The 12,040-nt window shown below is 56.9% G+C and carries 11 protein-coding genes; 2 read left to right on the top strand and 9 right to left on the bottom strand.

Annotated features, from left to right (window positions below; all coding sequences use genetic code 11):
* Nucleotides 1-79: 79 nt before the first annotated feature.
* The gene (gene kdgD / locus KK488_RS03740) at nucleotides 80-988 is read left to right on the top strand and encodes a 5-dehydro-4-deoxyglucarate dehydratase (RefSeq protein WP_250890044.1); all 909 of its coding nucleotides are present in this window, start codon (nucleotides 80-82) and stop codon (nucleotides 986-988) included.
* A 10-nt stretch (nucleotides 989-998) separates the two neighbouring features.
* Nucleotides 999-2,330, top strand: a complete 1,332-nt coding sequence (locus KK488_RS03735; RefSeq protein WP_214621790.1) for an enolase C-terminal domain-like protein — start codon at nucleotides 999-1,001, stop codon at nucleotides 2,328-2,330.
* A gap of 394 nt (nucleotides 2,331-2,724) precedes the next feature.
* Here KK488_RS03735 and KK488_RS03730 read toward each other — a convergent pair whose 3' ends face one another.
* The 9 genes from KK488_RS03730 to KK488_RS03690 form a co-directional block, all read right to left on the bottom strand.
* A complete protein-coding gene (locus KK488_RS03730) occupies nucleotides 2,725-3,837 on the bottom strand; it encodes an S-(hydroxymethyl)glutathione dehydrogenase/class III alcohol dehydrogenase (RefSeq protein ID WP_214621789.1) in 1,113 nt (370 codons plus the stop codon).
* 199 nt (nucleotides 3,838-4,036) lie between these two features.
* Nucleotides 4,037-4,366: an SMR family transporter gene (locus tag KK488_RS03725; protein ID WP_214621788.1), complete on the bottom strand. Its 330-nt coding sequence runs from the start codon at nucleotides 4,364-4,366 to the stop codon at nucleotides 4,037-4,039.
* 364 nt (nucleotides 4,367-4,730) lie between these two features.
* The gene (locus KK488_RS03720) at nucleotides 4,731-5,174 is read right to left on the bottom strand and encodes a nuclear transport factor 2 family protein (protein ID WP_214621787.1); all 444 of its coding nucleotides are present in this window, start codon (nucleotides 5,172-5,174) and stop codon (nucleotides 4,731-4,733) included.
* Between the two features lie 120 nt (nucleotides 5,175-5,294).
* A complete protein-coding gene (locus KK488_RS03715; protein WP_214621786.1) occupies nucleotides 5,295-6,551 on the bottom strand; it encodes an MFS transporter in 1,257 nt (418 codons plus the stop codon).
* Between the two features lie 158 nt (nucleotides 6,552-6,709).
* Nucleotides 6,710-7,492 (bottom strand): hypothetical protein, encoded by a 783-nt coding sequence (locus KK488_RS03710; RefSeq protein ID WP_214621785.1) that lies wholly within the window; start codon nucleotides 7,490-7,492, stop codon nucleotides 6,710-6,712.
* Nucleotides 7,485-8,249 (bottom strand): cupin domain-containing protein, encoded by a 765-nt coding sequence (locus KK488_RS03705; protein WP_214621784.1) that lies wholly within the window; start codon nucleotides 8,247-8,249, stop codon nucleotides 7,485-7,487. The genes KK488_RS03710 and KK488_RS03705 overlap by 8 nt, the downstream gene beginning before the upstream one ends.
* Before the next feature lie 117 nt (nucleotides 8,250-8,366).
* Entirely contained in the window at nucleotides 8,367-8,765 is a 399-nt protein-coding gene (locus tag KK488_RS03700; RefSeq protein WP_214621783.1) for a cupin domain-containing protein, read from the bottom strand.
* A gap of 43 nt (nucleotides 8,766-8,808) precedes the next feature.
* Entirely contained in the window at nucleotides 8,809-10,119 is a 1,311-nt protein-coding gene (locus tag KK488_RS03695; RefSeq protein WP_250890042.1) for a flavin monoamine oxidase family protein, read from the bottom strand.
* Nucleotides 10,120-10,409: 290 nt separating this feature from the next.
* The gene (locus KK488_RS03690; protein ID WP_214621781.1) at nucleotides 10,410-11,978 is read right to left on the bottom strand and encodes a tetratricopeptide repeat-containing sulfotransferase family protein; all 1,569 of its coding nucleotides are present in this window, start codon (nucleotides 11,976-11,978) and stop codon (nucleotides 10,410-10,412) included.
* Nucleotides 11,979-12,040 lie beyond the last annotated feature (62 nt).

Genomic DNA, 12,040 nt, shown 5'->3' with positions numbered 1-12,040 from the left:
TACCCAGCTTCGACGAATGTTCGTAGCGCAACTCGACCACAGCGGAAGGTGAAGAAAAGCTATGTTGTCTCCCTCGGAAATGGCGAAGCGGATTGGCAGTGGTCTACTGTCGTTCCCGGTGACGCATTTCGATGCACAACTTCAGTTCGATGAAGGTCCCTACCGCGAGCATTGTGCCTGGATGCTCGAGCACGATGTCGCCGGCCTTTTTTCCGCCGGCGGCACCGGCGAGTTCTTCTCGCTCACACCCGCCGAGGTTGCCTCCGTCGTTAGCGCGGCCGTCGCCGAAACGGCCGGTCGCGTACCGGTGATTGCGGGTTGTGGCTACGGTACGGCCATTGCGGTCGAGCAGGCGAAAGCCGCCGAGACGTCGGGCGCCGATGGCCTGCTGTTGCTGCCTCCCTATCTAATGACGGCCAATCAGGAAGGACTGTCCGAGCATATCGAGGCCGTCTGCCGCGCCACGAAAATGGGCGTGATCGTCTATAATCGCGACAATGGTGTTATCAAGGAGGATGCCTTGGAGCGACTGTGCGATCGCAACCCCAATCTTGTCGGTTTCAAGGACGGCGTCGGCGACATCGAACTCATGATGCGCATCTACGGCCGTATGGGTGATCGCCTTACCTATATTGGTGGCTTGCCGACCGCGGAAACCTTCGCGGCGCCGTATCTGGAGATGGGCGTGACGACATACTCATCAGCGATCTTCAACTTCATGCCAGAGTGGGCGCTTGCCTTCTATAAATCTGTGCGCGCGCGCGACCTCATGACTGTGCGTGAACAGCTGAATCAGTTCGTCCTGCCTTACATCGCGCTGCGTAATCGAAATCAGGGTTATGCCGTGTCGATCGTCAAGGCCGGTATGGAGGTGATCGGCCGGCCCGCGGGATCGGTTCGCCCGCCATTGACCAACCTGACGGACGAGGAAAAGCAACAACTGGCGGCGCTGGTGTCGGCAGTTTCTCGTCAGACGGTCGCCGCGTAAGAGGAAAAGCATGACAGCTCGCGTTCCGAAGATTGTCTCCATGCAGGTCGTGCCCGTCGCCGGGCAGGACAGCATGCTTCTCAATTTAAGCGGCGCCCATGCCCCCTTCTTCACCCGCAACATTGTGGTTCTGCGTGACGAAGATGGGCGGATTGGACTGGGCGAGGTTCCCGGCGGCGAGGAAATCCGTGCAACGCTGGAAGATGCGCGGACGATCGTCGAGGGAACCCGTGTCGGTGATCACAATGCTCTGCTGCAGCAGGTGGAGCGCCGTTTCTCCGGGCGCGATGTCGGCGGGCGCGGGCTGCAGACTTTCGATCTGCGGGTCACAGTCCATGTCATTACGGCAATCGAAAGCGCCATGCTGGACTTGCTCGGGCAGCTACTGGACTTGCCTGTTGCGGCTCTTCTGGGCAGCGGCAAGCAGCGCGATCGCGTCGAAGTGCTGGGTTATCTTTTCTATGTCGCCGATCGGCGCCTGACCGATCTGCCCTATCGCGATGAAAATGACAGCGCCGACGCTTGGTTTCGGAACCGCAACGAGCCTGCGACAACGGCGGAAGCCATCGTTGCCCAGGCCCAGGCTGCCGAGCAGCGATATGGTTTCCGCAACTTCAAGCTCAAGGGCGGCGCCTTTTCCGGTGACGAAGAAATTGCTGCGATCGAGGCGATAAAGGAGCGTTTCCCCGACGCCCGGATCACGCTCGATCCCAACGGCGCCTGGAGCCTTGCCGAGGCGATCCGCTTGTGCAGCGGCCGGGGCGATATACTGAGCTATGTCGAAGACCCCTGCGGGGCCGAAGGCGGCTTTTCCGGCCGCGAGGTCATGGCGGAGTTTCGGCGCGCAACCGGGTTACCGACCGCGACGAATATGATCGCGACGGACTGGCGCCAGATGGTACATGCGCTGTCGCTCCAGTCGGTCGACATTCCCCTTGCTGATCCGCATTTCTGGACGATGCAGGGCTCGGTGCGTGTGGGCCAGCTGTGCGAAAGCTGGGGCCTCACCTGGGGATCTCACTCTAACAATCATTTCGACATTTCGCTGGCCATGTTCACCCATGTGGCGGCGGCTGTGCCCGGACGAGTGACTGCCATTGATACGCACTGGATATGGCAGGACGGGCAGTTCCTCACCCTCAACCCGCCGGAAATTGCCGACGGCTTCATTCAGTTACCCGCCGCGCCTGGTCTAGGGATTACGCTGGATGAGGACGCTCTAAGCCGCGCCCATCAGACCTATCTGTCCAACGATCTGGCCGGACGAGACGATGCTATTGGCATGCGCTATCTGATCAATAATTGGACGTTCGATCCGAAAAGGCCCTGCATGGTGCGGTAGCGAGCCTTTTCTGCTTCGCCGGCGCCCGCGGATGGATATGGTGTTGCGCGCGCATATTTCTTGATTTTTGTTGATCCCATTACTTTGGCTTCAGCTCTCACTTCAGCCGGCGACAATGAGAGAGATATCTCCGTCTGTGTCGTGAGCTCAGATACAAGCGGCGACCAGAATTCCGGGCGAGCCCGTACTCCGTGTCCGTCCATCCACATGCTGCGGCCGAAATTTCAATAAGGACGCAATGCTGGGCGAGTTCGGCTGGACCAGTTTTTCAGCGATGCCAGTCGATGACAACAGAGGTGCCGGAGGGAAGCTCGCCCCGGGAGGCTTCCTCTTCGACGTCCCCTAGCGCTGGGTCGACAGGTTGGATGGTCACCGATCAGTAGGAGCGGTGACGCTAGAAAATGACGACGCTGCGAATGCTCTTGCCGGCATGCATGAGGTCGAACGCGGTGTTGATCTCCTCGAGGCCCATCACATGGGTGATCATGGGGTCGATCTCGATCTTGCCGGTCATGTACATGTCGACGATCTTGGGCACGTCCGTGCGGCCCTTGGCGCCGCCGAACGCGGTGCCGCGCCAGTTGCGGCCGGTGACCAGCTGGAACGGCCGCGTCGCGATCTCCTTGCCCGCCTCGGCCACGCCGATGATGATCGAGGTGCCCCAGCCGCGATGGCAGGCTTCGAGCGCCGTGCGCATCACTTCGGTATTGCCGGTCGCGTCGAACGTATAGTCCGCGCCGCCATCGGTCATCTGCACGATCGCGGCGACCACTTCCTCGCGGCTCATGCCCTTGGAGTTGAGGAAGTCGGTCATGCCGAACTTGCGGCCCCATTCCTCGCGGTCCGGATTGATGTCGACGCCGATGATCTTGTTGGCGCCCGCCAGCCGCGCGCCCTGCAGCACGTTAAGGCCGATGCCGCCCAGGCCGAAGATAACGACATTGTCGCCGACCTGCACCTTGGCGGTGTTGATGACTGCGCCGACGCCGGTGGTGACACCACAGCCAATATAGCAGCTCGTCTTGAACGGTGCGTCCTCGCGGATCTTCGCCACCGCGATCTCGGGCAGCACCGTGAAGTTGGAGAAGGTCGAGCAGCCCATATAATGGAAGATGGTCTGGCCCTTGTAGCTGAAGCGGCTCGTGCCGTCCGGCATCAGCCCCTTGCCCTGCGTCGCCCGGATCGCCGTGCACAGGTTCGTCTTGCCCGAGAGGCAGGACTTACACTGGCGACATTCCGGCGTGTAGAGCGGGATCACATGGTCGCCGGGCTTCACCGAGGTCACGCCCGGCCCGACCTCGCGCACGATGCCCGCGCCCTCATGACCCAGCACGCTCGGGAACAGGCCCTCGCTGTCCAGACCGTCCAGCGTGTAGGCATCGGTATGGCAGATGCCCGTCGCCATGATCTCGACCAGCACTTCGCCAGCCTTCGGCCCTTCAAGGTCCAACTCGACAATCTCCAGAGGCTTTTTAGCCTCGAAAGCCACAGCTGCGCGCGTCTTCATGTGATCTCCATTTAGTTCGACTTGATCGCCATTCCTGGAATGGACAGTGTGATTGCGCCCTGCGTCAGCGTGGCGGTAACGGGTCGATTTTCTCCACCTGACAAGCGGGAAAAAACAAAGCCGCAGTACACACAGACCGTGGCTTCATGTCATCCCGCAACCGGTCATCCCGGCCGTCACAGTTGTCGATGCACTTTCTTTAGTGCGGACTGACTGTCGAAAAGATATTCATTACGGCAACGCCACTGATAATCAGCGCCATACCAATAATTGCAGGCGCATCGAGTTTCTGCCCCTGAAAAATCCAAGCTGCCGCGGAAATCAACACGATTCCCGCGCCAGACCAAATTGCATATGCAACACCCGTTGGAATGGTCCTTAACGTAATAGACAGGAAGTAGAACGCCACCAAATATCCAGAAATCGTGACGATGATCCAACCTGGTTTTGTAAATCCATCAGCTTCCTTAAGCGCCGTTGTCGCGATAACTTCGACAACGATAGCAAAGGCCAACACCAAGTAAGTCATTCTTGCCCTATCATTTCTTCATTCCAATTTGGATAACATCAATCTGATGGAATTTGCATGTTAGCATAAGTTGACTCACCGCCCCCTAGTCGCAAGCCAATTCATGCTCGGAATCGGATCCTTGATGATTCAGTTTTGCAACAGCAGAAATTTTGTTTGTTGATCCGGATGAGCGGGTGGCTCTCCACACCGTCCACCACCTCAGAACCGCCGATGGGGCAATAGAGATGCGCGAGTTCCGCAAAGACCGGCAGATCATAGCGGATCGGCGAGCTCGAGGTGGACCGGCTGGTCCCCCATGATTAGCGCGAACGAAAGAGGCTGCTCAGCCGATCAACGTCTTGCCGCTCTGCGTGACGATAGATCAGCTGCCCTTGCTAGCACAGCTAAGATCCCACGTGCCCGTGTCGTAACGCTCGGTGATCCACCAACGTCCATCTATTTTTGCCAAGACGTCCCGATAGTAAGCGCCGACCAACAGCATGGTGGATGGAGCGTCACCCTCTTGCACCATCAGAGGATTGAAAAGCGTCGAGCGGGCTGTCGCGCTGTGACCATCGACGCGAATGACCGGCAGCCCCATCAGGTGTTGGGTTACAGGAAACTCATCCACTACTTCTTTTATCCAGGGCTTCATCTCCTTGAAACTGCCCTGCTTTTGGCTGCCGTCCGTCCCATGATAGACAAATAACGCCGACGGCTGAAAAATGTCATCGAGCGCGTCATAGTCCTTCTCGTCAAGTGCCGCAGCATAGGCGGCGATCAACATTTGGATTTCCACGACGTCGCAAGCAGTATCGGCGTTCATCATTAACCTCCCTGATTTTCGTGACCGCTATCGCACGGTTGAGGACTTTTCCTGGCAGCTCTCCGCATGACGCAGAGACCCGGCTACAAGCAGCTTCACCTCTTCACTCGACGCGCCCGTTTAGGCCTCCGCACTGATCGCTGTCTGCAGGACCGCGCGATCGCGAATGAGTGTTCGGTTATACTTGATGATCAACATAATCATCGCGATGCCGGTGAGGAGCATCGTGCTGCTCGCCACAAGAACCATATGCGTTCCGCCGAATGGGATAACGGTCGCAGCGATGAATGGGCCCAAACCGCCACTCAGTAATTGAGCGCCACCACCTTGAAGGGCCGTGCGTCGGGACGGGTCAATATCGATCAACATTGGCGTGACGAATGGCGCCACAAACATCGCGACGACGCCGCTCATTCCAGTCGCAAGAATGAAGGAAACAGTCCCCAACGACAGCGCGTAAACCGACCAGATGCCCAGGAAACAGAGGGTCGTGCATGACAGAACAAGGACGTAACTCACCCGACCTGCGATTATCGCGGCAAGGAATGATCCCAGAATAGACGCGCCGAGATAGACCGAAACTGCCGTGCGTGCGCTGGTCACTGACAGGCCGAAACTCTGCGCGAGGGGCACGGTGTAGATGATCACGGCCGATAGGGCGCCGGTGTAGACGAGTACCGCGAACAATGCGACCCATCCAAGCGGGGTTGGATTTCCTCTCACCCTGCCCTTTGCTCCAGGCAATTCGCCAAGTGAGTCCGCAGCGAAGAACGCCAAAATACAACCGGTCATAGTGATGGCACCGATCAGCACATACGCCCCATCAGCGCCAAATTGCGGCAGGACAATGCCCGTGAGAAGGCCCGAAACGGCCAATTGACTGAGACTGAGGACGAGAAACTTGAGGGCAGAAGTCCGAGCGGGATTTCGCGTCCGCACGATCATGCTGGCGCCGAGCCACATCATCAAACCTTCCGCCACGCCGGCCACGCCGCGAACGACATTGAGCATCTCGCCGGATGCTCCTCTCGTCGCCAAATTTGCTGCCGTCAGAGCGACGGTGACGCCGAAGGCCGTGGCCCGAAGCCTGCGTGGCGCCATGAACATGCTGCAGCCGATCAACGTCGCCGCCATCAGGACCGCTTCAAACATTGCCGTCACGCCAACGCCGGCTTCGGTCAAACGCCCCTCGTCCACTAGCGCACCGAGCAATGTGGAAATCACTCCGTTAGGCAACAATGCGAGAACGCCAAAACCAATCAACCCTCCTGACTGGAGCAGAGTCACATGTTGACTTTGTGTGTCAAAAGTCGAGACGGCTGTGTTGGTTGTCATGGTTGTTGTTTCTTTCAATTTCTGCGGATCGTCCTCGATCATACAAGGATCCGGTCAGCGACACGAAAACCGGACCAGACACCTAAGTCATTTCCGCTCCGCCATGATCGTTGAGCGCCAACAGCTGCTATCGACGGTAACCGCTGGACTTGCAGACGAATGCCGTCCCACTGGAGCGTGATCGTGGGAGGGCAAAACCATTATTCTTCTTCGTCCTCGTTCAGTTCCTGACTGGGGGCATCGGCTGCATTCATCCCAGACAACATGAAGAACGTGCGACTATCATCTTCATTGATGATCCACGTAGACGTCTGCGCCCTCTTGAGAATGACGGCGCTTCCAGCCGGAACATGTACCGCCTCAGACAAGTCGGGCGACGCAACCGTCACCGACCCGGCGAGGACAACATGCATCTCCACCCCCGGATTCACGTAATCGATGATCTTTGCCCATGGCTGGGTGACCCACTCTCCGGCAACGAACACAAATTTGCCCGCATCAAGCGCGACATCTGTCGACCGGATCATACCAATCCGACGCCCATGAAGAATGTCGAGCCGGAACATGTCAGGTGTGCCTTCCCAAGTTCCTGGACGCAGCTCGTTCTCACCGCCCTCTGATTGGAGAGCATCGTTCCAGCCCCACAAGAATTCTGCCGGCTCAACGATGGCGATATGCACTGTCAAGCCATCACGGAGGGTGACAACGCCGCCAGTCTCAAGTTCGACGGTATCCTTGCCTTCAACCCGCACCGTGGCGCGGCCTTTGGCCAACAACAGAACGAGCGTACCACCAAGTGTCAGGCGCACTTCGCTCGCTTCATCGATGGCCCAAATACCATAACTCGGCTCGACCACCTCACCCCGCGCTCCTTCAAAAGCGGTGAATATGCGCCCAGTCGATCCAAACGCAGCACCGGCAGCTTGGAAATTGTCGTTTGGCTCACACCAACGAAACACATTTACAATCGACGTCTCAAGCATTGGATGTTCCCACATTGAATGCCGCAACGAGATTTGCGACGACGAACCGAGAAGATAGGTCTGCCGACACATTCCACGTCCCTTCGACATCTTTCCGGATCGCCAGGATATCGCCCTTCCGAGCCACACGAGGCGCTTCGCCAGCGACCGTTACCGTTAGACTTCCTTCCAGCACGTGGTGCGTTTCGTCACCATTTGTACGGAACGGAAATTCCTCGGCTCCTTCGCTTTGCCAAACACCGCTGATGCTTGTCGACGTGCCCAGGCGCCATTCAGCGCCGATAGCCCAGCGTCCATGCGCGCATGGCTCAAAGCTCTCTTCAGCAAAAGGAAGTGAATATACCCGCGCGCCACGGACGAGTTCGGGAACGAGGCCATCTTCGGATGCACCCTGCTCATTGATCATCCACGCAGTCAGAGCATATTTCGAAACGTCAAGCCGAGCAGCGATGCCTCGACCGACGTGAACGACGTCTCCCGCACGTAACATGAGAGACTCGCCGTCAGTAAATTCCCACAGCATCTCTCCGTCGATGATGGCATGCGTCTCATCACCCGGCGCCGTATAACGCGCCAAGCCATGTGGCGTTGGAATACGCCAAACTCCGCCCGTCCAATATTGGCGACCACTAAATCGTGGCTCACCATTTTCTAGTGCGACGCTATATTCGCCCATACGATCCTCAATATATTCGTGATCGGGCGGGTTATCCGAAACGATATTGATCCGACCGAGCGAACCGGGTGCGTAAGGCATATTAATTCCTCGTCACTATTGTCTGCAGCGGCGCCGCAAACAGCTGTCGTTGCGCGCAAAAAACGGGCAAGCTGACTGCATCCAAAGGCCTTGGATGCGTAAACCTGCCCGCCTGCCTCACTTCGGCAATCTGGAAATCGTGAAGGCCGCTTTCACGAAGTCGTGAATATACCATTTTGTGACCGTGCCAGCTTTGAAGTCGATCATGTCACCAGCGACGAGCGTGACGGGTTCAGCGTCCGCTGCCTCAATTGTCACACTTCCTTCCAGGATGGTCTGGGTCTCGTTCCCCGACAGAGTATATTCGATCGGGCCATCGTTGAAACGATCGTCCGCTTGCTCGCGGGTGCAAGCCCAGATCCCGGCAAAATGTGCGTCCCTTCTAATGATCAGAAGTTCGCCAAGCTTTCCGCCCTCGAAGATCTCTGGTTCATACGCGCTGATTGGTAGGGTCGCGGCCTTCTTGATGACCCAAATTCCGTGCTCACCCTCTGCCTGAAATACACTGTCACTCACGTCGTTCACTCCTTGAAAGGTTTCAAAATTTAGGCTCTTCGCTCTAATCGTTGCCTGCCAAGATTTGCTCGGCTCGCTCGGCAGCAACGCGTCCAGTCCACAGCGCGCCCTCAATCCAGGCATTGAAATGCCGGGACAGATCGCTGCCTGCGAACGACACTCTGCCGTGATGCTTTTCCATGATCCCGGCGAAAGATTGCCCGGTGCCAGGCGGATGGACTCGCGGGCTGCCATTGATCCATTCATCAGCCACCCAGTCGTGGGCGACATACCGGATCAGTTCAGCTTCAGGGACATGTCTGCGGATTGCGTTCTGCACGGATGCGTGGTCTGTCAGATCGACGTCATCGACAACGCCGTTGCAGCCAAAACCGAGGAGAAGATCTCCTTCCGGCAAACGTCGCGTTGTGCGCAATATCTGGAAGGTGCTCATGCCGAAGCACGAGACCGGCCGCGAGAGCGGCTTAACCAACATCCATCCCTTGAACTCACGGCCAGGGTGCTTTTGCGCTAAGGCCTCCTGTTGTTCTGCTGACAGCGGCGGCGTGAACGCGATGCGGTCGAGCACGTTCGTCGGCACTGCGACGATGGCGGTGCGCGCAGTAATTGCCTCGCCACTCATCACGGTGACAGTCACGGCGTCGTCGGCCTCGGTGACCGCGGCCACAGGGGCTTCGAGACGTACTTCAAACCCGCCATCTTCGACCATTTTCTCGATCGCGCCACCCGTGCCGCGCGCTAGCGAGTTGCGAAGGCCGTAGAAAAAAAAGGCCGGGTTCGTGCCATATCCCCGAATCCACTCGAGGACATGCAAGGTGGAAATTTCATCTGGCCTGGCCCCAGCAAGGCCTGTCGCGTAGGCCCCCAACAACTCGCCCGTGGCCGGCGCGATTTTGTTGGCTTCAAAAAAAGCTGCGAGACTGACATCCAGATCTGCGAGATCCTGATCTTCGAGAGGCTTGGTGGGGTCGATACGTGCCGCCGCGTCCCGAAGCACATAGAGAGCCCGCTCCGCTTCGCCGACTTCATAGAGGGGGAGCGGAAAGTGATCCTTATACTCACCCTGCACCAAGGTCCGATATTCAACCGGATCGGCCGGATTTGGAGGCGGAGGCGAAATCAGCTCCAGACCGTATCTGTCGATCTCGTTTCGCCATTCGGGCTGGTACTCCGGTACCACGACATTCGCACCTATCTCAATTTGAACATCAGTTTGAGGAAATTGGCCCGTCCAAGTCCTTCCGCCGAGGCGATCATGAGCCTCAAGCAGCAATACCGCACGCCCGGATTTTCCCAGATCCCGCGCCGCCCTAACCCCAGCGAAGCCACCGCCGATCACGACCACATCGTACATGAAACACACTCCTCGATTCGAGTTAACGAATACACCCGCGATGGCGGTAATGTAAAGCATTCGCTTTAAATATTGTGCTATAATCTGCGATTTTTTCGCGGGAGCGGAGTCATTCCTATGCACAATTTTCGCGCGCGTGCATTTACAATACAATATCGACGCGAATATTTATACACTATTCTGAGTGTACAGGGCATTAGATAAATATTTATGTAATTTTTATTGAGCAATATCAGAGAAACTACAAAATATTACTTCACTCCCGCTTCAATATAGAAAAATTACGTCCATCAATCGCCACAATCGACATTCAGCTTTCTCAATTCATCCATTAATGGCTTCAACTCATCACGGTAAACCTGCCAGCGATTCACTGAAGAGGTGTTGATTGGACGCCGAACTTGAGTCGCACTGGCCGTGGTAACCGCGTCCCGGCGTGTATGACTTTCGAGACACTGATCTTCCCATTTAAGGTCCAAAGAAGCGATCAGGCGTCGCGTCGTGAACTCAGGCTCCGCGACAAGGTGTTCGTACGAGACTGTGATCAGCCGATCGCCCAACACCAGGCGCCAATGAGCCATCAATCTCGTCCAGGCGGCATAGTAGCGAGCGACATCCCTCAAATCATAGGTGAACGGATAGGCACCTGTGAAAAATGTCTTGTACATCGCGTAACACACGTCGAGCGGACTTCTGTCCAGCGCGACAATCTTCGCGAACGGAAGCGCCCGCGCGATCAGGCCGGCGTAAAGATAGTTCAACGGCAGCTTGTCAGTGAATCTTTCTGTGCCGCCGGTTTGCGGGCGCGTAGCGGCGATATAAGCGCTGCCGAGCTCTGCCGGGGCAATCCGGAGCGACTGGGTCACGAAACTAGATTTGTTCATTAGTTTGCCAGCCATCCGAATGGCGGAAGCTGGAAACGCGTTCAATTCCCCAGCATCAAACACTCGACTGTGACTCCCGATGATGCGCTCCACAAGCGTTGTTCCACTCCGCGGAAGGCCGATGACGAATATCGGCTCACGGGTAGGGTATCCCGGCTCTGCCCCCCGAATGGACAGTTCATCATGCTCTCGAATGAGCTGATCAATCGTCCGAACATCATCATCGACATCGTAACGCATCCTGCTTCGTTCGCTGTCACATGCTCTCCTCAGCGCCGTGAACGACCGCGCATATTCTCCGATGTCTTCCAGCTCCTTCGCCAAAGCGAAATTCACCAATGTTGCTGAACGCCCAGCAAACTTTGCCGCGTGATGCTCCAATTCCGGGACGTGGTTTCTTTCCCTGGTCTGCCGTCGCAACTCAGCTCGCACATAGTAAGCTTGGGCGTCGTCAGGGGTCAGGGCAATGACTTTATCTAGACGTTCTTCTGCAGCCTTAAGCTGACCATGCATGCGTTCCACAGTAGCAAGATTGAATAATTTGTGCGGATTTTCATCATCACTCTCAACAGCGCGCCGAAAAAGGTGCAGGGCATGATCGGCTTCGTCGCAAAATGCGAGGATTGTGCCGAGAGAGTCGAGTTGATCAGACGTAAGTTTGTCAATAGCAACGAGCAGCGGGGCTGCTATACTTAGCGCTTGCTGCCGATCACCAGATCGAACCAATGCTGTGACAAGCAGGATTACGGCATCAATGCTCTCTGGCTTCAGTGCGAGAACTCGCTCGAAGGCACTGCGCGCCCGATCGATCAATCCAGCGTCCAAAGACACCTGCCCCTCGAGTAAGATAGGCTCGGGATCTGCAGGATAGCGTTGAGCCAGAGTCATGCAGAAGGCGAGCCCATCTTGGATTTGCCCGTGCGCGACCATATCCTTGACATGCCGCAGTTCAGAGCTTGTTGCGCTCGCAATCATCAATTTGCTTTCCGCCGCTCCGCTGCTGTTGGACGAAATCAGATCACTGTTTCGTACCTTTG

Origin of the sequence: Sphingobium nicotianae, assembly GCF_018603885.1 — a bacterium.
Classification (GTDB): domain Bacteria; phylum Pseudomonadota; class Alphaproteobacteria; order Sphingomonadales; family Sphingomonadaceae; genus Sphingobium; species Sphingobium nicotianae.
The sequence above is the reverse complement of the archived record's forward strand: the minus strand, read 5'-3'. Positions and strand labels throughout refer to the sequence as shown.